We start from the raw sequence: 25,077 nt of genomic DNA on the forward strand, positions 1-25,077 counted from the left end.
CTCCATTATTGACTGATCTAAATTAAATTAATTGATCTAAGATGATACAGTTGCTACCAAATAAACCAGGACCAACCCATAAAGATCATACATCCAAAGAAAACAGAAATTAGAAGGCTTACTATTCTTTTGCCACCAGTCATTTCTTTAAGTGTTGCCATCATGGGTCTAGTAGCCCAAAGAATACCAGGGATTCCAAAGGTCAAAGCCGTATTCCACCCCAAAAAGATATTAAACAATAGCCCACTTGTCGTATACACCAAAGCTGGGGAATACCCCAGCCCAAAAGCTTTAACAGTCCATTTAGCAGTATGATGATTGCCCCAAACCTTGACTATTAGCCAGGCCATCATGGCAAATAAGAAAACTCCTAAAGTGCCGTAAAGAAAACCAAGTATGGCAATAAAAATACCGGAAATTGTAAATATACCTCCTTCTCCATAAGTCCCTCTATATATATCCGAGCTTGTTTGAACAAAAAATAACATAAAGGCAAGTCCAGAAACAGAAAGAGCCCACTGCCATGAATAACTCTGTAGATGTGATTTAAGCAAAATCCCCGGATTTAATACCATTAAAAACATACCCCAAAAACGTGAAAACTTGTTAGTCTGTTTGCTTGTTTCACTACTAGTAAAAATTTCTCTAATGGGTTTCCACTCATTTGACGAAGTATCATAGACCAAGTCATTAATAGCAATCTCTTTTTTTGATATGTTGTTTAGGATTTGCTGCTTACTATAAGGCCCACGAACTTCTCCCTGACGGCTGATATAACAACTATCAAGATTTGTGATGGAAGTATTCTTTAATTCTCTCAAGATTTTCAACCTCCCTTCTAAGTTAATAAGAATATATCACTATAAGTAATAAAAAAATATCACCCTTATAGGTGATATTTGAAATTTGCATAAATTTGTTTTAAATCAAAGTATATCTTCTGCTTTAACCCAGCTAGTTTGGCTTTCGTTCCAGACCAAATCATTAGATGCTACTCTGCCTTCATCTTTCAGAGCTTTGAACTCTTCCCATGTATAAGGGCCATAAGGTTCGTTTTCTCGAAGTACATACCAACTTTGTTCTTTGGAATCATTTCCTTGCTCATTGACTTGTTCTTTTTTTGAATCAACTTTTGTAACAGAACTAGTTTCTTTTTTGTCTTTTTGAGGTTGTCTTTTGCCTTTGTAACAAGCTATAAGGTTATCAGCTCTATCATAAACATAATTAATTTCCCCATCTACCAAACTATTTATATCTATATCTAAATTAATACCATTACAATCACCGTTTTTATCTTCAAAACTAATTTTTCTCAATCGGTTTAATTCATCATATTCATAACATAACTCACGTTTTACTTTTTTCATAACCAAGCACCTCTCCTTTGCCTGCTAATTAATTAATCTCCTGGCATACCACAGACAAGCTTCACCGCTTCTCCAGGTAATCCTGCCGGAGTACTATATGCTTCTATAGTTGTCCTTCCTGCAAATTCGCCGCCTCTTTGTGCAGTCTGATTATAGCTTTCTGCATACCTATCCCTTGCGTTGTAAGCAGCTTGTGGATCTCCTCTTCTAATAGCATCATAATATGAATCTCTTTTTCTTGCAGTTTCTTCTGCCGATTCTCTATACCTATTAAATGTTCTACCTACCCCGTATGCAGTGGCTGCACCTGCTGCCACTGTACCTACTGTCAGTACGACACCTAAAGTTACAACAAAGGTTCCCTCTGGATCAATATATAGAAGTGGATTGTTGTCTGCATAGGCATAAAAATTTATGCCACCTTTTAAGCCAATAGGGTCTTTTTGAATGAATCTACCGGTAGATGCCTGGTAGTAACGGGTTTTCATAAAGAAAAGGCCATTTCCTTCATCCATAACTCCAAATGCACCAACATAGGTGAACGGATTTTCTATCTTATCTTTTTCGTCTTTTTTATCCTGCTCTTTTACCACTGTCCCATATGGAGAATAAGCATAAGCCTGTTTTATTTCACCGTTTTTGTCTGTAAGAGCAAGGGTATTACCTGTCTTGTCAAAATGATAGAATAATACTTGGTCAGAATAATTTTCAGTGTTACTTTCTTCATCAAGTTGTCTTAGTGAAGCAGCTAGGAAGTGATTACAGTAGAGATAGAGTACTAGCTCAGCTTTTTCATTTTTTTCAAAAAGAACTCGACCTTGCTGATCACAGAAAAATCGTTTTCTGTTGTTACCAGTAACCGATTCAAAACGGTGCCCAAGGCCATCGTACTTATGAGTTGTTTTTTCCCCGTTAATGCTACACTCAACAAGCTGATTTTCTTGATTGTATGCATTTGATGAGTCCTCCCCCCAGGATATAAGATTACCGTCATCATCAAAGATACATTTTTCATTATTAACTACAGCTGCTTGGTTAGCCTCGTTTGTTTCTATATCAAAAGACTCTTCTTTTGCAAGGGCTAGGAGAGGATCTACAGGATATGTTCCTTTTTCTTCAATAATATTACCGGCCAAATCCCTGAGGTAGTTTATCTCACAAAACACTTCTTCAGATGAGCTGTGTTTTAGACCTGTAAGCCTGTGGGCTTTATCATAATCATAAGTGGTTATTGTATTATTAGAACGAGTTTCTACAAGAAGGTTGCCTACACTATCATACTTATATTCTACTTTGTTCTCGCCAAAAGCCATGCTGGTGATGCGATTACGGCTATCATAGGTATACTCTATCTTAACTTCACCTGGATACGTTATAGAAGTAATATTACCTGCTGGATCATAAGAGTATTTAACCTGATATCCATCCGGGTAGTTTATAGCTGTCATGTTACCCCTGCTGTCATATTCATAAGAAGTAACGCCGGCTTGATCTTTTATTTCAGTCAAATTACCATTAGCATCGTGTTTAAACGCAGCGACCTCTTCTCCGTCATAATATTTGGCAGAATTTCTTCCTTCACTATCCCATTTCAAAGCAACATTGTTTCCCCTAGCATTTGTCATCTCTTTTATTCTACTTCTATAATCTATTTGCTTAGTAACAGTGTTTGATAGCCCATCAGTAACTTTTTCTGGTTCATAATCGGGAGTATAAGTAAAGTTGTTTTGATTTCCTGCCTTGTCAACTAGTCCTACCAGGTTGCCCAGTCGATCGTACTGGTACTTTAGTTCACTTCCGGCAGAATCCTGAACTTTTGATAATCTACCTAAAGTATCATAATTTTGAATTATTTTGTTTCCAAGGGCATCTGTTTTTTCGACCAAATTATTGTTATCATCATAGACATACTTTTCTTCTGCCATTAAAGGGTCAATTTCACTTATGATATTTAGCAGGGGATCTAGTTCTAATCCATAATTCCCCCCGACCTCATCCGTTGTTACCAAAGCAGCACAGCAATCATAGATATGACTTCTAAAAGTATCATCAGAATGAGTAATTTTTGTAACTCTGTCGTTCTCATCATACTCATAATAAGTGGTATTGCCATTTGCGTCAGTAGTTGATAGCAATTGATAGCCCCACTCGTCATAAGAATAACAAGTAGAATGACCTATTTGGTCAGTCTTTTTTGTTAGATTTCCATAATCATCATAATAGAACATTAGTTTCTCTCCGATGTGATCGATTAATGAGATTACCTCACCCTTATCGTTATATTCCTGGGTCATTTCGTTGCCCGATGGGGATATGGCTTTGATAAGGTTTTTATTGTTGTCATATTCATAACTCCATCTATCTCCAGAAGGTGAAGTTATGCCAATCAAGTTATCATTATTATCGTACTCAAAAGCTCTTACATATCCGCTAGGGCTAATCTCTTCAATTTTATTTCCCCTGGTATCATACTTTATGCGGCTAATATTTTCGTTTTCGTCCTTGAATGAAACTCTCAAACCGTTTTCATAAGAGTATTCTTTGCTGTTTCCTAAGTGATCAATAACTTTTTTGGTTAAGCCTGTTTCACTCTCGTAGGTGGTAGTGTTTCCCCCAGGGTAAATAGTTTTTACTTGAGCTGGAGACAAGGAAATAAGCTCATATTTAGTAATTTTCCCTCTAGCATCAGTAACACAGTCAATATGGTAATACCCGTTTGTCTCTTTGTAGCCAAAAATTGTTGTTTTTTTCTTTCTTCCAATAGTCATTTTGTTAATCAGATTTTCTCCAGGGTGATATTCATAACAGGTTATAACACCCAAGAAGTCTACTGCCTCGGTCAAATTGTTATATTCATCATATTTGAAGGTAGCACTTCTACCATCAGATATAGAAAAACCACTGCAAACACCTGGCATATTATTCGGAGTATCTTCAGCATATTCGAAGGTTATCTCACGACTAGAAGCGTCTTTTAAGCGAGATAGATTGCCATTGTTATCATATTCAAGGATTACTTTATTGCCGTTGTAATCCATTATAGATAGTAAGGAGTTTTTTTCGCCTTCATTGTTTAGCTGATAATAGTAAATATAAGAGGTGCTTTTCTCAATATATAACCAGTGGTCCTGATACAATAGCAAACGATCAAAATTTCCTGGAGAGGGAATCAATTCGATAGGAGAATGATCTGGAATATAAGCAAAAGTTTGAGAAGAAGCATGAGAACCGTCCCCTATTTGCCCTATTTGCCAAATTAATTCTTGCCCAGAGCCGCGGCGTAAGGTGGCCTTGTTGTTCTCAAAATAAATATATGAATCATAGGCAAAAGACCATCCATTGCCAAACATGCCGCTTGTCTTGGTATCATTGCTGTTATATGTGATAGTTAAGTCAATCTTTGGTCCTGCACCGTTATAAGAATAGATAGTATCCTGAATAACAAGTCCCAGGTTAGAAGTATTGATATAATAATTGGGAAGTCCATTAATACTACATCTAGAGGGGCCATTACCTCCAGAGTACTCAATATTGGGGTTATCTCCGGGGCCTCCATTAAATATAGGACTATTTAGCTCACCAAGATCTATAGAGTAATCAGATACCTCTGTAGATGAAACATCCTGGGCTAAAGGCTCGCTTACCTGTATATCACCTTGCCCAACAATTGATGATCCTGCAAGTCCAGGTGATATAGCTGATGTAAGACCACCTAAAATACCACCAAGAAAAGTAGACCCAGCAGGCAGCAAACCAAGCTGTCTTACAAGATCTGCATTCTCACTTCCCCACCAATCAGACCAGCTCCCAGCCTGGCTGTAACTACCTCCTTCACAGTATGCCATAGCCTGCTGCTCCAAGAACAATAACCCTCCACCGAGAAAGATAATACTAAGAGCAAATCTTTGATGTTCCTTGTTTTTCAAAAAAACTACAGCTCCAATAGAAAGCAAACAAGCTACAAACAATAATATTGCCCCGGCTCGCATCAGCCCTGCCAGCAAAAACCCTCCAGCCATACCCGTGATTACAAGAAATATACTGTCATATTCTTCTCCTAGTATCATAAATCTTTTGCCAGATAACCTTTGAAGGTCTCCCAAAAGAACTTTTAACACCATGATCTCAAGGCTTTTGAAATGGGCAGTAAGTATCAACAACATTCCAAGTGCCATAACCCCACTGAACATGAAATTCCTATAAAGTAAACTGATAAATAAAGCAATAAAAACTCCAATAACTATCCTGCTAAAGCCTTTTTCCTGGTTTTTTTGAATAGAATTTTGGATGTTATTAGGCGTCTGCTTTATATTTTCCAACCAATTATTAAATCCCATTGAACGTGCCCTGACGATAAAACTGCTGATAAAATAAGCTAACAACCCCCAAAAAGCATTAACCCCAGCAAAATGTGTGTCCTGCAGATGGACTATTGAATTAACCGTTACCATATCAGGTCTATACATCAAACCGTCGTTTACTCTTGCAACAAGATAGGTATGAGAGACCCAGGTAATAAAAGACATTATCAGTCCAAGCATTATTATTCTAGGAATACTACTACCAACGCCTTTTACTAAAACTATCAAAAGCTGAAATAAGGTCTCTGGATTTTTACCTGTAGAGTTGGTGAAGTTGTGGATTTTTTTCTCAGTTGCAGAATTTATTACCTTCTCCCTTTCCATCCATGTGCCTGTGGAAGCATCTATCCTCCACGTCTTACCATCAGGTGTTTCTACCAGTAATTCGTCTAATTGACTATCAAACTCTTGGTAAGATATGGCCCCGCTATCTAACTGTTCTCTTAAAACTAAATACCTCCTACCAGCCTGTTCAAAAGTCACGATTTTCCCCTCCCAATATCTAGATTCTGACTAACATCACAAGTAAATTCTTGATTCCATTGCAAAAGTTATATGAACAAGAGCCTATTATGCCTGGCTATAAGTAGATTTTATCTAATTAGCCTGGTCGAGTTTAGAACTACCATTGTCGAGCCCACATTATGAACAATCGCTCCACCAAGGGGGCTTAGATAACCAAAAGCTGCCAACATAAAACCAGCCAAATTATATATAATTGCAAAAACTATAATATTTTGTTTGATTATTTTCCTGGTGTTTCGAGCAATATCTAAGAACATAGACAGCTTACTGAAATCTCCATCTAATAAAACAACAGAACCAGCATCAAGGATTACAGACGAAGTTGTATCTCCCATGGCTATACCTATATCTGCTTTTGCAAGAAGGGGTGCATCATTTATCCCATCACCAACTGCTGCTACTGTATTTCCCTGGTTTTTTAATTCATCTAGAACCTTAACCTTATCTTCTGGCAAAAGCCCAGCCTTGAATTCATTTATCCCAGTTTCTCTAGATATCTGGTAAGCAGTATGGTAATTGTCACCTGTTAGTAAGATTGATTTTGGTATAAGTTTGTTAATTTTTATTAAACTCTTCAGAATATCTTCTCTTAAAATATCTTCCATTGAGATAATTCCGACTAAGTACTAGGGGTGTAAACCAGGCAGCAAATCTATCAGCAAGCCTGATAGTAGGCGTCTTTCCCTTAAGGGCTTTTTCTGTTAGTTCCACCATTTTGCCAAGGATGGTTTTATCACCTTGTCTTGAAGTCTTTATCAGTAGTGCTCCTTCATAATTAAGTGAGCCAGCATAGACCATGTCACCTGTTCTCTTTGGTACGGGGCTACTTTCTCCTGTGATACTTGCTTCGCTTAGAAGGGTTGATCCTTTTGTTATCGTTCCATCCACTGGGATGTCTTCTCCGGGTTTGACAATTATTATGTCTCCAGGCTTTATATCATCGATAGATACTATCTTTGATTCTTCTGATGATATTTTTAACCGTACATTTTGTGGAATTAAGGATTTTAGGTCTGTAATAGCCTTTTTACTCTTATCTATTACCCTCTCTTCTAGATACCCACCGATAGTCATTATGAAGGCAACTTCTGCTGCTACTAGGTATTCTCCAATTGACAGTGATGCGATTATTGCTATTGTCACAAGTTCTGCAACATTTAATTCACCTTTTATCACACCTCTTAGGGCACCTATCACCATATCCTTGCCGCAAATGATTGTAACTACAATGGCTGTAATATCAGCAAGCAAATAAGTCCTTGGAAAACGATAAAAGATAATGCTTAATATTATTAAAATTAAGCCAACTACAGTCTTTTGAAGTTTGGTCAAATTATTTGGCTCCCCTCTAGTGCTCTATATACCTCATTGGCACCCACTCGTTATAAGTGTCATCCCACTCCAATACTAACCCGAATGAATAGGGAGGGTCACTGAAAAGTAGCTCAATATATACTTCTAGCGTTTCACCTTGCGCGTATTCAGTATCATAGTAATACCCATAAAAAGGCAAGTCTCCATATACTGAACGCAGTTCATCCATACTCATATTAAATGAATCAATGGTATCAAAAGAAAAAACATAAAAACTTTCACTCTTTAGAACATCTGTCAAATACCAGACAAGGGCTTCTTTAACTAGATGATTACTATATATTCCAGTATTACTTTCGCTTGTATTACTACCAACTGATATTTCCCCGTTTGACTCTCTTTCAATAGTATTCTCTTGATTAACTTGCTCACTAGCAGTCTGTCCACTTGTTTTTTCATATTCTTCATTCGGCTCATTTGTTTCTCCACTTACTATTTCTTCTACTAGATTATCATTTGTATCAACAAACTCAGAGCCGTTATTGTCATCTCCACCAAAAAATGAGCTAACACCCCACCAACCAAGTCCAATAACTCCAACAAATACAACTAAAACTCCAGCAATAACGAACAGCATTTTATTATTACCTGTCTTAGTACTGTTCTTTTGAGGAGCAGGTGCAGAATATAAAGCTAATTCTTCAACATGTTTTATTTGGCTCCAATTAGACATATTTTCATTCCAGATATAATCTTCTCCAGTTACAAAATTAGATCTCAGTTGTTCTTTTATTTCACCTAGCGTATAAGGACCTAACTGCTTTCCATTTTTGTGAACAAACCAGTTTTGTGCCATCTTTTTTCACCCTTTCAATATATGATTCAGGTGCAAAAAGTCATATGAACAAATTGCACAGGAATCAAATATAAATATGTAAATAAAAACACTAACTGCATAGTCAAACACTACCACGGCTAAATAATTAATACATCACCTTAAAGGGTGATATTAAAAATCTTTTTAAAACACAATAAAAAAACACCTTCAATCAATATTGAAAGTGTCGCATGCGTCGCATGATTCTTCTACATTGACTTATATTATTTTTTGCTTATACTTTCAGTCTTGTTTATATTGTCAGAGTTTCTTGATTTAATTCTTTGTTGATACATTCTTCAACCCTTTTTGTGATTTCTAATTGGTAACTAGCTGTGCTTATTTTTATAGAAGTAAAGTTAACTTTTTCCCTTGGTTTTCCTCCATTGTGATACCAGTCCTTTAACTCTTTAACTGCTTGCCTGTGGGCACTATTTAATATATTTTTGTTTTCTTGGGACAATTTTCGATTATTCTTATAATTACCAAAACCATTATCTATAGACTCTTTGGCTACGGCATAAAAACTTCTAAGTTGTTCCTTCGAACCATTCTGGACATTTGCTGTGTTATTAGTGTTATTAATGTTGTTTGTGTTGCTGCTATTATTATACAAATCACTAACAAAATTTATAATATCTTCAGTTAAGGACCTAGCTTTCCATGAATGAATACTTATCTCTAGTTGATCTATCTGAAAAGATTGTATTTTTTTGACAACACTTCTAGCATCTTGGCTATTATTTGTATTTTTGGTATTCTTAGTTATTAAATTACCTCTTATGTTCAAAGAATTGTAATTTATATAAGTATTTGTTAACTTAATCACTTTACCTCCCCTCCTTTCCGCCTCGAAGTTTGTTTTACTTTTGTTCTCTTATTATCTTATTTCGGAAGCTTATTAAAACAATTTATACTTTTTCTTCTCAATTTTCTGCCCAAGATACCATCAGCTTCTAATATCACCCTTTAGGGTGATAGACACTGCCTTAATTATTTTTAATCTAAATATATATGTGTTTAGAAGGTGGTGTCTAATATGCAAAATTGGTATATAGCACAAGGAGAAAATGTTTATGGCCCTTATACCTGGGAGAGTATCGAGAGCATATTAGAACAGGGTTATTTGAATAACTCTGACTATATATGGGATCCAAACCTTTCAAAGTGGTTGACTATAAATGAATTAAATCAATCAATATATATGGCAGAAAAAAACAAGAAAAACCATCTTCTAACATTAAGAAGAAGAAAAGGCATTCTCGTTTGTTTCGTTTTAGTTTGATAGCAGGAACATTATTATTAACTTCTATTGTTGTTTTTTAATTTATCCTTATATAGCAATTTGGTTTTTAATAGTTGCTTTTTACAATCAAAGGAACTTGAGTATATCATCCATTGATAATATTTCTAATTTACTGTATAATTCTATATTAAATAATAACTAAAATTATTAAGGAGGCACATAATGTCATTAAATATTGGCGATCAAGTGCAAAATTTTACTCTTAAGGATCATAACGGAGAAGAGTTTAAACTAGAAGATTTTAAAGGGAAAAAAGTTTTAATCTCGGCCCATCCTCTTGCCTGGACTAAAGTTTGTGCTATGCAGATGAAGGCAATTGATGATAATAGTGAAGAATTTGAAAAGTTTAACACCAAGGTAGTTGGTTTCAGCATAGATACAGTTCCTACCAAAAAGGCCTGGGCAGAACATCTTGGAATTGAAAAAACACCTCTTTTATCTGACTTTTGGCCTCATGGCAAAGTTGCTAAACAACTAGGTATTTTTAGGGAAGAAGAAGGCTTTTCAGAAAGAGCAAACATCCTTCTAGATGAAGACCATAAAGTTATCTTCATAAAAGTATATCCTATAAAGGAAAATCCTGACCTTGAAGAAGTTTTGGAACAGCTTAAGTAGTAGCAAAAAATTTATTGCAAATAAAACACCTTTCTGATTATATTTTTTATTATCAGAAAGGTGTTTTGACTGTTTGTAAAAATAGCTTTAGTCTCTGAAAATCTTTTGATTTTTCTTTAGTTATTATAGTATTGCCATTTAGCTCTACTTTTTCTAAAGCAATTTGTGAAGAAAGCCATTCATATTTTTGGTACGCTTTATTTATTTCTGTAAACAAAATTTTGCCATCTCTTATTTCATAATTATTACCTAAATTATGAGGTACACCTGCACCAAAATCTTGTATTACTACCTTATTTAATTTTAACTCTTGATTATCTGTTACTTCGAAATATTCCATCCATGGTAATTTGTCAATTGAATGTATCCAAGTAAACTTTAATTGATCCTCTAATTCTACCTCATTACTAAATAGTATTTCCCCTGTCTCAACATTTTTAAGTATTACTTTTGTAGTATCTTTAGTATTCGATAAAACAATTGTTGTTGTAGCAAAAATTAAAACCATTATAAGGATTAGAAATTTACTTTTTATTTTATTCATCCTCTAGTAGTCCTTTTTCTTTAAAATATTGTTTTGCACCTGGATGAAATGGTACAACCATGTTTGAAGTTAGGTTTTCTTTAGTGACATATTTTTCTGCTGATTCATGGCTTTGTTGTATATATTGGATATTTTCTACTATACTTTTGGTTACATTGTACACTTTATCATCTGACAAATTCTTATTTACTAACAATAGATTTTTGATAGTTGCAGTTGTAATCTCATCATGATTATTGTATGTTCCCTCGGGTATAACATTCTCTGTAAAAAAAGGATAACTTTCTTTAAGATTTTCCATTCCCTCTCCCTCAATTGGTATTATCAAAACATCATGAGAATCTATTAAATCTTTTACAGTAGGATTAGGTATACCGCTGGTAACAAAAGCAGCATCTATTTGGCCACTTCTTAAATATTCTATGGCTTCACCATAATCCAAATATTTTTCTTCAATATTATAGTAGTTCATACCATGAGCTCCTAACACCAGTCTTGCGTTTAATTCAACCCCCGAACCAGGAGCACCAACTCCTACTTTTTTGCCTTCCAAATCTTCAAAGTTTTTAACTTCCGAATCCTCTAAAGTAAGAACTTGTACAAAATTAGGATATAATGAAGCTATACCTCTAAGGTCTCTTTTTGGCTCTTGTTCGTAGTAAGCTCCAAAGCCTTCGTATGCTTGTCTTACGGCATCCCCCATTGTAATAGACAGTTCAATTTTATCATCTAGCATTAAGTCGATATTTTCTGCTGAAGCTCCTGTAGAAAGAACGGATATATCATAATCTAAACTTTTCTCAATAGCATCAGAAACTCCAATGCCAATTGGATAATATATACCCGATAATGGGCCGGCGGCAATTGTGATCATTTCTTCTAATTCATAATTTCCTTGAAATTTATCTTTGATTTCTTTTTCCTTGGGGTCATCATCATCACATCCATAACCTATTGTTATCACAAGTGTTATCAATAGAGCTAATAACATCATTAAAGTTAAATTAAAATTTTTTGCCACCTTTATTCCCTCCCGCTATAACCTATATTGAATATTATTTAATTAAAAAAAGAACCATACCCTTATATTAGATATGGTTCTCTTTAATATGCTTTTTCTCCTCTTTATGAGACTTCGATTTCTTCTCTTTCTTCTCTGATATTAGCTATTCTTTCGATTTCACCCTTATTTACCTGCATTAATCCATATATTACGAATCCTATTATTGGCACAGCAGTAATAGTTCCGATCAATATACTTGGGTGGAATAAAGTTAGCAAAGCAAGGACTAACAATAATAGTTTTATAGCAATATCAGGCTTTTTATCTTTGTGAAAATGACAGTGCATTGAGAAAACAATTCCTAAAGTTCCCATTAGTACTACAAAGAAACCATAAATCTGCTGTGTTCCAATCTCAACAACAAGTTCTGGTCTAGTAAAGATTGCAAATATAAGGATTATCAAAGGAATACATGATTCTAGTGATCTCAATATAGTCTTAGTATAATCGGATTCTGCAATTTTGGCAGTTACGGCTGCCGTAAGGGATGTAGGTGGTGACAAATGTCCAAAAACACCCATAAAGAAAGCAAAGAAATGTATCACCCAATTCTCTATCCCTAGTTGTAACATAGTTGGTGCAATTGCAAGAACTACAATAATATATACAGGAGCCGGGGGTAGTCCCATCCCCATTAGATAACCGAATAAAAAAGCAATCAATACAACTGCTACTATGTGAAATGATGCTGCCTGTACCAATAAAGTTCCTATTTTTGTTGGAATACCTGTAATTGTAAATATACCTGTTAATATACCAAGCAGTGACAGCAAAATAACCACATCTGAAACAATCGTTGCAAACGTATCTAACGAACGCACATATGGAGCAGTGACTTCTTTAAAAGTTTGTTTAGAAAATACTTGCTTTTCCTGTTCCTTCTTCTCCTTTATATATTTTGATATAAAGAAGATTGACAAGAATATGATAAGCCCTGTAAAAACTCTCAAAGCAGACATCATAGCACTCATTCTAAAATACCCAAGTAAAACGATTAAAACACTAATAACTCCAGCAAAAGCTAATAAGTTTACTTTATCATAAAAGTTGATTTTTGTTACCTCTAAGTTAACAGCTTGGGTTTGATACTTAGCAGTCAAAAGATAAACTGAAGCTGCAACACCAAAAAAGTATACAAAAGCGGGTCCAAAGCCTCGAGCTACAACATCGAAATAACCAACTCCCAAAAATTCAACCATCAAAAATGCTGTCACGCCCATTACCGGTGGCATCAATTGCCCTCCAAGGGATGAAGCAGTCTCTATAGCAGCAGCATTTTCACTAGGAAAGCCAGCTTTTTTTAGAGCAGGTATAGTAGCTGCCCCTGTAGTTGCCGCATTAGCAGGTCCACTACCGCTTACAGTAGCTACTGCAAAGGAACCTATAACTGCAGCTTGAGGTAGGGCAAAACTTGATTTTTTCGCCAACCTCTGAGCAAATTTCAAAATTGAATCAATACAGCCAAAACCTCTTAGAACCGCTAAAACCAAGAAAAAAGCACCTATCAAGGTAAGGCCTAGCTGAGTAAGGTCAGAATAAACTCCTGTGCTCATCTCAACACCCATAGAAGTTATTATCCTGTACCAACTAAGACCAGGGTGGCTAAACATTCCTGGAACAATATATCCATAGACTGCATAAAGAATTAAAACTATATTTAAGACAAAGATAGGAAAAAATTTTCTTCTTGCATATTCTAATACTAATAAAATAGTTGTAAGACTTGCAAATATGTCCATATTCGACCATCTACCTAATCTTTCAAATCGAATTGCTTCAAATTGCGATGTTAAATATAGTGATGAGAATATTGACAGTGAAATATATAATATTGCTAAAACTAGTTGTGCTTTGTCTGGTAGGCTGGGATAGAACTCTTTTTTCTAATTGAGTCAAGAGTTGCCAAGATATAAGCCACTGGTAGCAAACTTACTGCTAAAAGAGTAGGACCTCCTGCGCCAGTTTGGTAGTAGCCAACTACTATTACAAAATATATCGCTGCAAATATTAATAATAATGGGTTGGCTAATATTACCATTTTATCTTGTAAACTCTTATTTTCACCAGTCAAATATGTTTCCCCCTTTACTTAATATATTTGTCAGCAGAACTTGTAACGAATTTGACTACTCAGCAACACTGTCGTCCCAATCTGAGTTCCAAGCATCATGGTCTTCCAAGAACATTTGTAAACCTGGATGAATATCTACATGGTCAACTGAAGATTCAATGCCTCTTACCTGAATCTCTACCATATCTTCGTTAATCTGGGCAAATGACTCGTCTTGCTGTGCAAGTTCATCAGAATATTCATGGATTACATTTAACATTTCATAGACATCTTCCGCCGCAACCTCAGGTCCCATATGAAAACCGTAGAAGAAAGGAATCCTTTTTACAGTATCCACATCCATGTCGGATTCAAACACATCTGCATCAATCTCTACAATTTCATATCCAGCTTCATTTAATATTTCTATCTCTTCATCACTAGGGTTTAAAACTTGAATATCAGTTGCTAGCTCTGCCTCCAAAAGCCATCCCGGCACAGTACTTTCACTTGAAGTATAAGCATTGATACCAGCAATGTGACCTGCATCCAAAGAAGATGCAACCATATCTAAGTCAATTTCGTTATATTCGTAGTCCATTTCAAGAGCATCCTGTAGAGGTATTCTAAGTGCTGCTCTTACATCCCAAGCAGCCGGACCGGTAAATAAAACTTCTCCCTCTAGATCTCTCCATTCATCATAATCATCATAATCATTACCATGTACTGCAAGACCTACTTCCAAAGTATATCCCCAAAATGTTTGAACTAGCTCTCTCTCTGCGCCTTCATAATCAAAGTCTTCAAATCGATCACGTTCTTCGCCGTACTCTAAGAATGCAACATCTGCGCCATAAAAACCATCCATTTCACCTTCTGCATACTGACTCATACTGTATACAGCGCCTGGTGTTGGCAGTACAGTATAGTTGTAACCATCCATCTCCCTATTCAAGATTGTAGTTAACGCTGTTAGTGCTGCATGCCCGGTTGATCCAGTGTCAGAGGTTCCCCATCTAAATTCCGTAGGTGATGCTCCATCTCCATCTTCATCTACATCTCCATTTCCTCCACATCCTACCAACGCTACTACACTACCGATAAGAACAATAGACATTAATAAGGCTAACATTTTAAATTTTTTGAACTTTTCCATTAAATGTACCCCCTTTTTAAAATTATAAATCATATAATTTTTCAATCTATTTATATAATTCGCAAATATCGTGCCAAGTTTCTTATTTAAATAGATAAGGGTATAACCTTAAAAGTTGGAGCTATATAAACTAAAAAAAGGGGAAGTAAATTCCGATGCGGAAGTTACTTCCCCTTTTTGAACATTGGTTATTTAATGCTTAAATCCTTTTTTAACATATCAACTAACTGCCACGGCATTTGGGCTACTTGAACTCCAGCTTCTTCAAGAGAAGTCACTTTAGATTCAAATGTACCTCTATTACCTTCAATAATTGCTCCTGCGTGCCCCATTCGCTTACCTGCCGGAGCACTTTTTCCTGCTATATATGCAAATACAGGTTTAGTCATTTCTTCTTTGATATATTTTGCCGCTGCTTCTTCTCTTGAGCCGCCAATTTCACCTATCATAACAATTGCTCTGGTATTTGGCTCTTCTTCAAATAGTTCAAGCATATCGGTGAAATCACATCCGACTACTCTATCTCCACCAAGTCCAACAACTGTACTTTGACCTATCCCGTTTAGTGTCATATCCCCTACTATCTGATAGCTAAGGGTCCCACTTCTTGCAACTACTCCTACTTCACCTGGTTTGTAATAACGGTTAGGCATAATGCCTACTTTGCACTGCCCTGGTGTGATAACCCCAAAGGTATTAGGACCAACTATTGTAGAGCCTCTTTCCCTGGCAAAAGCCATTATCTCCATTGCGTCCTGAACTGGGATATGCTCGGATATCAATACAACAAGTTCAATTCCAGCATCTATCGCTTCAAAGGCTGCGTCTTTACAGAAAGGGGCAGGAACAAATATAATCGAAGCATTGCATGCTGTTTCCTGTCTAGCTTTTGCTACTGTATTGAAAACAGGAACGCCTTCTACTTCTTTTCCTCCTTTACCAGGAGAAACTCCAGCTACGATTTTGGTGCCATAGTCTTTCATTTGGCCTCGGTGAAAGCTGCCCTGATGGCCTGTAATTCCCTGTATACATAGCCTTGTGTCTGCATTAACCAATATTGCCATCTACATCAGCCCCTTCCTTTGCAAGCTCAACTACTTTTTTGGCCGCTTCATCCATCATCCTATAAGCAGTTATTCCGTTATCTTTTAGCATTTGAACCCCTTTTTCATCGTTTGTACCCATCAATCTAATCACAAGTGGAACAGGGATTCCCGTCTCATTTTTGACCTGTATTAGTGCGCTTGCTACATCATCACACCTGGTTATTCCACCAAAGATATTGATTAACACTGCATTAGGGTTAGTGGATAGAAGTACTTCTAAGGCCTGCTTGGTTAGTTCTACACTTGCTCCACCACCAGCATCCAAAAAGTTTGCTGCACTACCGCCAAAGTAACTGATTACATCCAAGGTGGTCATAGCCATACCTGCTCCATTAGCCATAATTGCTATGTCACCATCTAGTTCAACAAAGGAAAGCCCCATCTCTTCTACTTTCTTTTCAAGTTCTGTTTTGTCGCTTATCTTTGGCAGGTCTTTATGGCGAAATAGCGCATCCTCATCAATGTTTATCTTCGCATCTGCCGCAACGACTTTTTCTCCGGAAACAACTAGTGGATTTATCTCAACTAGTTCAGCATCATAATTTTTAAATAGGTCATAAATTTTCTTCATAATCTTTGTAACCTGTTTACTAACAATTTGGTCTAGCTCTAATTCGTCTAATATTTCTCTTGAAACATAGGGGTCTACCCCCCATTTTGGGTCCACATATCTTTTTACTATTTTGTCTTCAGGAACTTCTTCTATATCCACGCCACCTTCTTTTGATGCTATAACAACAGGCTTTTTATTAACTGGATCTATTGCTATGCTTAGATATAGTTCCTGGTCAATTCGTATTTTTTCTTCTATTAAGATAGTGTCTACTTTATAACCTTTGATTTTCATATCAAGAAGTTCTTCGGCAGCTTCAGATACTTCTTCTGGCTTTTCGGCGAATTTTATGCCTCCAGCCTTACCTCGTCCTCCTGATAAAACCTGACTTTTGATTGCAACAGGCGTGTCCATTTCTTCTGTCTTTTGTTTTGCTTCACTTGTGGAGCCTGCCACCTCTCCTCTTGGTACAGGGATTCCATTTTTACCTAGTAATTCTTTGGCCATGTATTCGTAAAGTTTCATTAATCTTCCCCCTTGTAAAACTCATAGTGCTTAACAAACTAAAATCTAATTCTCTTTTATTGATTCTTTTCCCCAAGCTCGTACCCACTCTCAAAAGCTTTGCAGTTAAGATCTTCAGTACCGGGAGGCACATTTTCTTTTATCGCTTCCTTAGTAGCATCAGGAGATGTCACATCACTGCACGCCACAATGGCGCCAAGAGCTACCATGTTAGCTACTATAGGTTTAAGTTTTTCTTTAGCAGTACTTAATATAGGAACGCTGTACAAGTTCTTTACTTTTGAATCTACCCCGTCACAGTCCACACTGTCGTCAACTATAACCATTCCATCTTCCTTAATGTCAGTTATATATTTGTTTAGAGCCTCTTCTGTTAGAGCTAATAAAAAATCCGGCTCTGTTACTTTTGGATAATCAATTCTCTCATCACTTATCAATACTTCTGATTTACTAGCTCCGCCTCTGGCCTCAGGGCCATAGCTTTGGGTCTGAACTACGTTCTTACCTTCTTTAGTTGCTGCTGCTCCCAAAATTATCCCGGCAAGAATTAGACCCTGACCACCTGATCCACTAAGTCTCATTTCAAATTTTTTCATCCTGTTGTCCCCTCCTTCTTACTGACCTTTTCGATAACTTTTTCGTATTCTTCTACGTATTCAGGTCTATCTGCAACTTTGTGAAGCTCTCCGATCATTATCTTCTCTTGTTGTTCTTCTGGTGATAGCTTCTCGGCAGCCTTCTTTTTGATAGTTACATCCTTTTGCCACTGTAACATGTCTACTGCTGTCTTTAGGTTATTCCTTCTACCATAATAAGTAGGACATTGGCTAATACCTTCAACAAAAGAAAATCCTTTGTGATCTAAAGCAGAAGTTATCAAAGTGGTTAGCTGTTTTGCATGATAGGTTGCACCACGTCCAACGTAAGATGCTCCAGAAGAAATCATAAGATCACATAAATCAAATGCCTGGTCAACATTTCCGTATGGAGCAGTTGTACCATAGGCACCCTTTGGTGTAAGGGGTGAGTACTGGCCGCTGGTCATGCCATATATGTTGTTATTAAATACAACTGTTGTTATATCTATATTCCTTCTAGCTGCATGGATCAGGTGGTTACCTCCAATTGCTGCACTGTCACCATCACCTGAGAGTACAATTACATTTAAGTCAGGGTTACCTAACTTAACACCTGTGGCAAATGCCATTGCCCTACCATGGGTAGTGTGAAGAGTATTAAAGTTTAGATAACCTGTTGCTCTAGAAGAACAACCTATTCCAGATACTACTACAGTCTTTTCCTGATCTAAGCCCACTTCATCTATAGCTCTTATCAGACTATTCAATATTATCCCATGCCCGCATCCGGGGCACCATATATGAGGTAATTTATTAAGACGCAAGTATTTTCTCAAATGAACTGCCATTTTAGGATTCCTCCTTAACGATAGCTTCTAAAATTTCTGCTGGGGTTATAAGCTCCCCGTCTACTCTATTTACACCTACTATATTTTGAGATAGGTTGATACAGTTCTTTATTTCACCTTTTATTTGACCAAGGTTCATTTCTGGAACAACTACAGTTTTTACATCTTTTAGTAGGTCAGTTAGTATTTCTTCAGGGAATGGCCAAATGGTTTTCAGGGTAATAAGGCCAGTTTTTATCCCTTTTTCTCTGGCTTGATCCATGGCAGTAGCTGCAGTCCTAGCTGCTGAACCGTATGCAACAATTACTACTTCTGCATCATCTAAGTTCTCTGTACTATATTCAACAATATCATCTTTGTTATCTTCTACTTTATTTACTAGCCTTTCTGTTAGGCCTCCAATTACATCTGGGTTTTTTAGGTCGGGAAATCCTGTTTCATCGTGAGATAGACCTGTTACATGGAATAGATACCCTTCTCCATAATTTGCCATGGGAGGAATCATATCGTCATCTGCTTTGTAAGGTAGGTAATTATCAAGATCTTTTGCAGGTTTTTTCCTTTCTACAATCTCTAGTTCATCCTGTGTTGGTAAAACTACATTTTCTCTCATATGACCTATTACTTCATCTATTAGTAATACAACAGGAGTTCTGTATTTTTCTGAAAGATTTATCGCCCTTACTGTTAAGTCAAAAGTCTCCCTAACAGAAGCTGGGCACAAAGCTATAGCCGGATGATCTCCATGGGTACCCCATTTGGCCTGCATCATGTCACCCTGTGATGGCAGCGTAGGCGCACCTGTACTTGGGCCACCTCTTTGAACGTTAACTACAACACAGGGCACTTCAGCCATGGCAGCAAAACCTAGATTCTCCTGTTTCAAAGAAAAACCCGGGCCACTTGTTGCCGTCATACTCTTTGCCCCGGCTAAAGAACCACCTATTATCGCCCCCATGCTTGCGATTTCATCTTCCATTTGTATGAATCTACCACTTACCTTTGGAAGCTCTTCTGCTAATCCTTCGGCTATTTCACTTGATGGGGTTATGGGATAACCTGCAAAAAATTTAATACCTGCTGCAATTGCAGCTTTTACACAAGCTTCATTTCCTTGGATTAATTGTGGCTTTTTTTCACTCATTATCTTTCTCCCCCTTTTTTACAACAATCGCAAAATCCGGGCAGCGAAGTTCACATTGTTGACATTTATTACAATCCTCTGGGTTTTTGACATAAGATTTACCCTTGGAATCAAAGTCTAATACTTTCTTGGGACAAAATTCTATGCATATTCCACAGCCTTTGCACCATTTGCCTGCGATAACTACTGAACTAATATTATCATTATCCATATTTAATCCTCCTTCTTGGTCATTGCGCTTACATAGATTCTATTTGTTCGGTTTTGGTCAATGTTATTTCTTAACATAGTTATGTTGGGGAGACCCTAAACAAAGGGGTCCCCCATAACTATGTTAAAAGTTATGCTAAAACATTACTCAGCAACACTGTCGTCCCAATCTGAGTTCCAAGCATCATGGTCTTCCAAGAACATTTGTAAACCTGGATGAATATCTACATGGTCAACTGAAGATTCAATGCCTCTTACCTGAATCTCTACCATATCTTCGTTAATCTGGGCAAATGACTCGTCTTGCTGTGCAAGTTCATCAGAATATTCATGGATTACATTTAACATTTCATAGACATCTTCCGCCGCAACTTCAGGTCCCATATGAAAACCGTAGAAGAAAGGAATCCTTTTTACAGTATCCACATCCATGTCGGATTCAAACACATCTGCATCAATCTCTACAATTTCATATCCAGCTTCATTTAATATTTCTATCTCTTCATCACTAGGGTTTAAAACTTGAATATCAGTTGCTAGCTCTGCCTCCAAAAGCCATCCCGGCACAGTACTTTCACTTGAAGTATAAGCATTGATACCAGCAATGTGACCTGCATCCAAAGAAGATGCAACCATATCTAAGTCAATTTCGTTATATTCGTAGTCCATTTCAAGAGCATCCTGTAGAGGTATTCTAAGTGCTGCTCTTACATCCCAAGCAGCCGGACCGGTAAATAAAACTTCTCCCTCTAGATCTCTCCATTCATCATAATCATCATAATCATTACCATGTACTGCAAGACCTACTTCCAAAGTATATCCCCAAAATGTTTGAACTAGCTCTCTCTCTGCGCCTTCATAATCAAAGTCTTCAAATCGATCACGTTCTTCGCCGTACTCTAAGAATGCAACATCTGCGCCATAAAAACCATCCATTTCACCTTCTGCATACTGACTCATACTGTATACAGCGCCTGGTGTTGGCAGTACAGTATAGTTGTAACCATCCATCTCCCTATTCAAGATTGTAGTTAACGCTGTTAGTGCTGCATGCCCGGTTGATCCAGTGTCAGAGGTTCCCCATCTAAATTCCGTAGGTGATGCTCCATCTCCATCTTCATCTACATCTCCATTTCCTCCACATCCTACCAACGCTACTACACTACCGATAAGAACAATAGACATTAATAAGGCTAACATTTTAAATTTTTTGAACTTTTCCATTAAATGTACCCCCTTTTTAAAATTATAAATCATATAATTTTTCAATCTATTTATATAATTCGCAAATATCGTGCCAAGTTTCTTATTTAAATAGATAAGGGTATAACCTTAAAAGTTGGAGCTATATATACTAAAAAAAGGGGAAGTAAATTCCGATGCGGAAGTTACTTCCCCTTTTTCTTAAACTTTTCTTAAATCCTTCTTAAACATTTTTTAAATATTTTAATATAAGCTTCTATTCATCAGTATCAATATTATATCTCTTAATTTTATTTCTCAAACCTTTTTCACTTAAGCCTAACATTTCAGCAGTTTTTTTCCTATGACCTTGGTTTTGCTTAAGGGTTAATTTTATAAAATATTTTTCTACTTCTTCTAAGTTTTTGCCTATTAACTCTGACATATTTTCTTTCTTCTTAGCAAAACTTGCTGCATCAGAACCTGCTATAATGCCCTCAGGAAGATGGAACCAATCGATATATTCATCCTCTGAGACTACCATAGCCGCTTCTATTATATTTTCTAGCTCTCTAACATTACCTTGATAATCATATCCAAGCAAGTATTTTCTTGCCTCTGAGGTAATACCTTTTATATTTTTATCAAATTCCTTGTTATATTTTTCCATAAAGTATTTTATAAGGAAGGATATATCCTTACGTCTTTCCCTTAATGGTGGTATATTAATCTCTACCACTTTCAAACGATAATACAAATCATCTCTAAAAGTACCATTTTTAACCTCTTCTTTTAAATCCCTATTTGAAGCACTTATAACTCTAACATCCAATTTAACTGGTTTTGTTTCACCCAAAGGAGTAATTTCTCTTTGTTGAAGAACCCGTAAAAGCTTTGATTGAAGAGGCATAGGCATTTCACCAACCTCATCCAAAAAAATGGTCCCTTTGTCAGCTAACTTAAATTTACCTGCCTTATCCGATAGGGCTCCGGTAAAAGAACCTTTCTTGTGGCCAAAGAGTTCGCTTTCTAACAAATTTTCCGGAATTGCGGCACAATTTACTATCTCTAAAGGACCTTCTTTTCGTTTCCCAGAATAATGAATTGCTCTAGCAACTAACTCTTTGCCTGTTCCACTCTCCCCGGAAATTAAGACATTTGTATTAACATCCTTAACTTTTTCAATCATTTTGAAAACATTTTTCATTTTGGGGGACTGACCAATTATTCCATTAAAATTATGTTTATTTATATTATCGTCCTCTGTATTGTTATTAAGGCAAAAAAACTCTTGATCCTTTAGAGCCTGTTCGACTTGTTCTAATAGATTATTGGTATTAAGAGGCTTTGTCAAATATGTGTAAGCCCCTTTTTTAACAGCTTCTACTGATGATGGAATGCTTCCGTAAGCTGTCATTATAATTATTACTAGTTCACTATCAATTTTTTTTAACTCTTCTAATACGTATATGCCATCTACATCTCCTAACTTTAAGTCAAGAAGGACCAGGTTTATATTGTTGTCTTGAGCAAGCCTAACTCCCTCCATAGGGTCTGTAGTAGTTATTACAGCGTATTTATCTTCAAGGGCGAATTTTAGAGAAGAACAAATAGCAGCTTCATCATCAATCACCAATATTTTAGTCATGCCCCTTTTCCTCCTTAATCGGAAATTCTAAATAAACTATTGTATAAAGTCCCCGAACACTATCTATTTTTAACTTTCCACTATTTTCTTCAACGTACTGCTTTGAAAGGGCAAGACCTAACCCAGTTCCAACCTTTTTTGTCGTATAAAAAGGTTCAACGGCCTTTTTAAGTTCTTCGGGGGTCATTCCTCGACCAGTATCTTTAACACTAATTACCGCTTTATTATTTCTTCTCTTACCTTTTATAACTATTTTCCTTTCTTTTTCGCTATCATTAATACTTGATTTATCATCTGCATCTACATGCTCAAACTCGGCTGTTATAGCAGATACAGCGTTTAACGTTAAATTTAACATAACTTGCTTTAACTGGTTTTTTTCCACTTCGATTTTTACATCTTCTTCAATATTAACTTCCATTTTAATTCCATTTTGATTTATCAAATGTTTGCATAATACTACGCATGAATCAATTATATCTGTTAAGCATACTACTTCTTTAGTTTGGGTTTTAGGTTTAGCATAATCAAACAGATTTTCAATTAAGTTACTTAATCTATCCATTTCACTAGGTACATAAGTTGATAATTCTTTTCTGAATTCGGGGTCTTCATATTTTAGGGGAAGAAGTTCTGTGAAAGTTTTTACAGAGGTTATTGGATTTCGGATTTCATGACAAATACCTGCCACTACCCTATTTAAAGCAGAACTTTTTTCCCTATCATACATTTCTTCGCGTATTTTCTTCTCTTCTGTAATATCCTCAAAGGATAAGATGGTACCTATCTTTTCTTTTTGATAATCATATAAGGGATACACATTATATCTAATAGTTAACTCTTTGTTCTGCTTGTTTTGCCAATTGATCTCTTGACCTATAAATTCTTCTACATTTTCATAATCAGAAGACTCTTTTAAATTTTTATGATGATTTTCTAGGATTTTATTAAATAAATCTATCTCTGTTACATTCATCCCCTCAAGGTGCTCTTTACACTCAGCTATTTCAGCACTTCTGCTATTGTAACTAGTTATAACACCGTTTAAATCAAAAGCTAATACTCCTCTTGGACTACTTTCTAGCACCTGATTTTTCATCTGATAGGTGTTTATTAAATCTTTAGTTTTCTTATCCACTTCTTTTTGAAGTTGCTTATTCCATCTATAACCAATTGCTATAAAGAAAGCGAAACCTGTTAATACCACACTCATTGCTATAACTAGAGTTCTTAAAAACCTATCTATAGCTGATCTTTCATCAACAAACCAGTTTTGATATATTTCATTATATATACCTTCTCTTCTGAGATCTGAAAGACTGCTATTAAGCATGCCAAGAAGCTCTCTATCTTCTAAACTCACCGCCATAGAGTATTCTATAGGTGCTACATAACTAGATACTAACTTAAATTCTTCACCCATATTAGTTTCTTCCAAAAAATAATTTTGTGTATATCTTTCTCCTACATAAGCTTCCGCCCTATCTTTTGCTAGCAGCTCTAAAGCCAATACTTGATTATTGGTAACATTATAGTTAATTCTTCTTAAATTTTTGAGAAAATTATATTCCACTGTACCGTATTGAAGAGCTACTAGTGTATTAGTAAGGTCACTTACATTTTCAATCCTTTCATTACTTTGGGATACTACAAGCCCAGCAGACGAAGTAAAATAACTTTCGGTAAAGTTCACTTTATCATCTAATTCCTGGGTATAATTTATACCCAGGATTATATCAATTTCATTGTTTTGTAATGCTACTCTGCTCTCTTTAAGGGATAAAGGAATATATTTAATTGAAAAATCATTTTCTTTAGCAATCTTTTCTATAATATCCACACTAAAGCCTTTTGCTTTTCCTTCATCATCTTTGTACTGAATAGGAGGTAAATAGGGATCATATGCCACAACTAAAGGATCTCTGTCTACTGCTAATCCTGTTGATATGGATGCTTGACATGAGATAGATAGAGCTATCAACATGACTAAAAGCACAACAGGATTTTTTAGTAGCTTCCACCTTTCCAACATAATGATTACCACCTAATAATGAATTCTATTATAAGTCATTTAATACTGTATCACAATTTTCGACAAAAAAAAT

The 25,077-nt window shown here is 36.1% G+C and carries 23 protein-coding genes; 2 read left to right on the top strand and 21 right to left on the bottom strand.

Translation table 11 applies throughout. The features are described from left to right. Nucleotides 1-53 precede the first annotated feature (53 nt). The 7 genes from ACONDI_RS06310 to ACONDI_RS06340 form a co-directional block, all read right to left on the bottom strand. A complete protein-coding gene (locus ACONDI_RS06310) occupies nt 54-821 on the bottom strand; it encodes a GYF domain-containing protein (RefSeq protein WP_241080623.1) in 768 nt (255 codons plus the stop codon). A 105-nt stretch (nt 822-926) separates the two neighbouring features. Beyond that, nucleotides 927-1,367: a DUF4339 domain-containing protein gene (locus ACONDI_RS06315; RefSeq protein ID WP_241080624.1), complete on the bottom strand. Its 441-nt coding sequence runs from the start codon at nt 1,365-1,367 to the stop codon at nt 927-929. Between the two features lie 32 nt (nt 1,368-1,399). Further along, nucleotides 1,400-6,211, bottom strand: coding sequence for an RHS repeat-associated core domain-containing protein (locus tag ACONDI_RS06320; protein WP_241080625.1), 4,812 nt, complete (start codon nt 6,209-6,211; stop codon nt 1,400-1,402). A gap of 110 nt (nt 6,212-6,321) precedes the next feature. Continuing rightward, the gene (locus ACONDI_RS06325; protein ID WP_241080626.1) at nt 6,322-6,858 is read right to left on the bottom strand and encodes an HAD-IC family P-type ATPase; all 537 of its coding nucleotides are present in this window, start codon (nt 6,856-6,858) and stop codon (nt 6,322-6,324) included. Continuing rightward, nucleotides 6,809-7,585, bottom strand: coding sequence for a P-type ATPase actuator domain-containing protein (locus tag ACONDI_RS06330; protein ID WP_241080627.1), 777 nt, complete (start codon nt 7,583-7,585; stop codon nt 6,809-6,811). The genes ACONDI_RS06325 and ACONDI_RS06330 overlap by 50 nt, the downstream gene beginning before the upstream one ends. Before the next feature lie 16 nt (nt 7,586-7,601). Then, the gene (locus ACONDI_RS06335; protein ID WP_241080628.1) at nt 7,602-8,423 is read right to left on the bottom strand and encodes a DUF4339 domain-containing protein; all 822 of its coding nucleotides are present in this window, start codon (nt 8,421-8,423) and stop codon (nt 7,602-7,604) included. Nucleotides 8,424-8,697: 274 nt separating this feature from the next. Then, the gene (locus ACONDI_RS06340) at nt 8,698-9,273 is read right to left on the bottom strand and encodes a hypothetical protein (RefSeq protein ID WP_241080629.1); all 576 of its coding nucleotides are present in this window, start codon (nt 9,271-9,273) and stop codon (nt 8,698-8,700) included. A 210-nt stretch (nt 9,274-9,483) separates the two neighbouring features. Here ACONDI_RS06340 and ACONDI_RS06345 point away from each other — a divergent pair, with 210 nt between their 5' ends. Beyond that, nucleotides 9,484-9,729 (top strand): GYF domain-containing protein, encoded by a 246-nt coding sequence (locus tag ACONDI_RS06345; protein ID WP_241080630.1) that lies wholly within the window; start codon nt 9,484-9,486, stop codon nt 9,727-9,729. 183 nt (nt 9,730-9,912) lie between these two features. Beyond that, a complete protein-coding gene (locus ACONDI_RS06350; protein WP_241080631.1) occupies nt 9,913-10,365 on the top strand; it encodes a redoxin domain-containing protein in 453 nt (150 codons plus the stop codon). A 52-nt stretch (nt 10,366-10,417) separates the two neighbouring features. Here the strand turns inward: ACONDI_RS06350 and ACONDI_RS06355 are convergent, their stop codons facing one another. The 14 genes from ACONDI_RS06355 to ACONDI_RS06420 form a co-directional block, all read right to left on the bottom strand. Beyond that, nucleotides 10,418-10,909 (bottom strand): DUF1850 domain-containing protein, encoded by a 492-nt coding sequence (locus tag ACONDI_RS06355; RefSeq protein ID WP_241080632.1) that lies wholly within the window; start codon nt 10,907-10,909, stop codon nt 10,418-10,420. Next, entirely contained in the window at nt 10,902-11,930 is a 1,029-nt protein-coding gene (locus ACONDI_RS06360; RefSeq protein ID WP_241080633.1) for a TAXI family TRAP transporter solute-binding subunit, read from the bottom strand. The genes ACONDI_RS06355 and ACONDI_RS06360 overlap by 8 nt, the downstream gene beginning before the upstream one ends. 104 nt (nt 11,931-12,034) lie before the next feature. After that, the gene (locus ACONDI_RS06365) at nt 12,035-13,804 is read right to left on the bottom strand and encodes a TRAP transporter fused permease subunit (protein ID WP_338086485.1); all 1,770 of its coding nucleotides are present in this window, start codon (nt 13,802-13,804) and stop codon (nt 12,035-12,037) included. Between the two features lie 8 nt (nt 13,805-13,812). Then, a complete protein-coding gene (locus tag ACONDI_RS06370; RefSeq protein ID WP_241080634.1) occupies nt 13,813-14,043 on the bottom strand; it encodes a hypothetical protein in 231 nt (76 codons plus the stop codon). Between the two features lie 55 nt (nt 14,044-14,098). Continuing rightward, on the bottom strand, nt 14,099-15,178 hold the full coding sequence (locus ACONDI_RS06375) for a TAXI family TRAP transporter solute-binding subunit (RefSeq protein WP_241080635.1): 1,080 nt from the start codon (nt 15,176-15,178) through the stop codon (nt 14,099-14,101). Nucleotides 15,179-15,366: 188 nt separating this feature from the next. Next, a complete protein-coding gene (sucD, locus tag ACONDI_RS06380; RefSeq protein ID WP_241080636.1) occupies nt 15,367-16,242 on the bottom strand; it encodes a succinate--CoA ligase subunit alpha in 876 nt (291 codons plus the stop codon). Continuing rightward, a complete protein-coding gene (gene sucC / locus ACONDI_RS06385) occupies nt 16,226-17,362 on the bottom strand; it encodes an ADP-forming succinate--CoA ligase subunit beta (protein WP_241080637.1) in 1,137 nt (378 codons plus the stop codon). The genes sucD and sucC overlap by 17 nt, the downstream gene beginning before the upstream one ends. 56 nt (nt 17,363-17,418) lie before the next feature. Further along, nucleotides 17,419-17,958 carry a 2-oxoacid:acceptor oxidoreductase family protein gene (locus tag ACONDI_RS06390; protein WP_241080638.1) on the bottom strand — a complete coding sequence of 180 codons (540 nt, stop codon included), beginning with the start codon at nt 17,956-17,958 and terminating at the stop codon, nt 17,419-17,421. Next, a complete protein-coding gene (locus ACONDI_RS06395) occupies nt 17,955-18,788 on the bottom strand; it encodes a 2-oxoacid:ferredoxin oxidoreductase subunit beta (RefSeq protein WP_241080639.1) in 834 nt (277 codons plus the stop codon). The genes ACONDI_RS06390 and ACONDI_RS06395 overlap by 4 nt, the downstream gene beginning before the upstream one ends. A 1-nt stretch (nt 18,789) precedes the next feature. Continuing rightward, nucleotides 18,790-19,932, bottom strand: a complete 1,143-nt coding sequence (locus ACONDI_RS06400; protein WP_241080427.1) for a 2-oxoacid:acceptor oxidoreductase subunit alpha — start codon at nt 19,930-19,932, stop codon at nt 18,790-18,792. Next, nucleotides 19,925-20,143 carry a 4Fe-4S dicluster domain-containing protein gene (locus ACONDI_RS06405; RefSeq protein WP_241080640.1) on the bottom strand — a complete coding sequence of 73 codons (219 nt, stop codon included), beginning with the start codon at nt 20,141-20,143 and terminating at the stop codon, nt 19,925-19,927. Before ACONDI_RS06405 ends, ACONDI_RS06400 begins: the two co-directional genes overlap by 8 nt. Before the next feature lie 143 nt (nt 20,144-20,286). Next, a complete protein-coding gene (locus ACONDI_RS06410; RefSeq protein ID WP_241080635.1) occupies nt 20,287-21,366 on the bottom strand; it encodes a TAXI family TRAP transporter solute-binding subunit in 1,080 nt (359 codons plus the stop codon). A 235-nt stretch (nt 21,367-21,601) separates the two neighbouring features. Then, on the bottom strand, nt 21,602-22,972 hold the full coding sequence (locus tag ACONDI_RS06415) for a sigma-54-dependent transcriptional regulator (protein WP_241080641.1): 1,371 nt from the start codon (nt 22,970-22,972) through the stop codon (nt 21,602-21,604). Beyond that, nucleotides 22,965-25,004, bottom strand: a complete 2,040-nt coding sequence (locus ACONDI_RS06420; protein WP_241080642.1) for a transporter substrate-binding domain-containing protein — start codon at nt 25,002-25,004, stop codon at nt 22,965-22,967. The genes ACONDI_RS06415 and ACONDI_RS06420 overlap by 8 nt, the downstream gene beginning before the upstream one ends. Nucleotides 25,005-25,077 lie beyond the last annotated feature (73 nt).

It is taken from the genome of Natranaerofaba carboxydovora, from assembly GCF_022539405.1.
In the GTDB taxonomy this organism is placed as follows: domain Bacteria; phylum Bacillota; class Natranaerobiia; order Natranaerobiales; family Natranaerofabaceae; genus Natranaerofaba; species Natranaerofaba carboxydovora.

Coding starts and splice junctions, on each gene's coding strand:
- ACONDI_RS06345 (WP_241080630.1), top strand. CDS start 9,484: ATGCAAAATTGGTATATAGCACAAGGAGAAAATGTTTATGGCCCTTAT.
- ACONDI_RS06405 (WP_241080640.1), bottom strand. CDS start 20,143: ATGGATAATGATAATATTAGTTCAGTAGTTATCGCAGGCAAATGGTGC.
- sucC (WP_241080637.1), bottom strand. CDS start 17,362: ATGAAACTTTACGAATACATGGCCAAAGAATTACTAGGTAAAAATGGA.
- ACONDI_RS06420 (WP_241080642.1), bottom strand. CDS start 25,004: ATGTTGGAAAGGTGGAAGCTACTAAAAAATCCTGTTGTGCTTTTAGTC.
- ACONDI_RS06400 (WP_241080427.1), bottom strand. CDS start 19,932: ATGAGTGAAAAAAAGCCACAATTAATCCAAGGAAATGAAGCTTGTGTA.
- ACONDI_RS06355 (WP_241080632.1), bottom strand. CDS start 10,909: ATGAATAAAATAAAAAGTAAATTTCTAATCCTTATAATGGTTTTAATT.
- sucD (WP_241080636.1), bottom strand. CDS start 16,242: ATGGCAATATTGGTTAATGCAGACACAAGGCTATGTATACAGGGAATT.
- ACONDI_RS06350 (WP_241080631.1), top strand. CDS start 9,913: ATGTCATTAAATATTGGCGATCAAGTGCAAAATTTTACTCTTAAGGAT.
- ACONDI_RS06315 (WP_241080624.1), bottom strand. CDS start 1,367: ATGAAAAAAGTAAAACGTGAGTTATGTTATGAATATGATGAATTAAAC.
- ACONDI_RS06395 (WP_241080639.1), bottom strand. CDS start 18,788: ATGGCAGTTCATTTGAGAAAATACTTGCGTCTTAATAAATTACCTCAT.
- ACONDI_RS06375 (WP_241080635.1), bottom strand. CDS start 15,178: ATGGAAAAGTTCAAAAAATTTAAAATGTTAGCCTTATTAATGTCTATT.
- ACONDI_RS06325 (WP_241080626.1), bottom strand. CDS start 6,858: ATGGAAGATATTTTAAGAGAAGATATTCTGAAGAGTTTAATAAAAATT.
- ACONDI_RS06415 (WP_241080641.1), bottom strand. CDS start 22,972: ATGACTAAAATATTGGTGATTGATGATGAAGCTGCTATTTGTTCTTCT.
- ACONDI_RS06410 (WP_241080635.1), bottom strand. CDS start 21,366: ATGGAAAAGTTCAAAAAATTTAAAATGTTAGCCTTATTAATGTCTATT.
- ACONDI_RS06335 (WP_241080628.1), bottom strand. CDS start 8,423: ATGGCACAAAACTGGTTTGTTCACAAAAATGGAAAGCAGTTAGGTCCT.
- ACONDI_RS06390 (WP_241080638.1), bottom strand. CDS start 17,958: ATGAAAAAATTTGAAATGAGACTTAGTGGATCAGGTGGTCAGGGTCTA.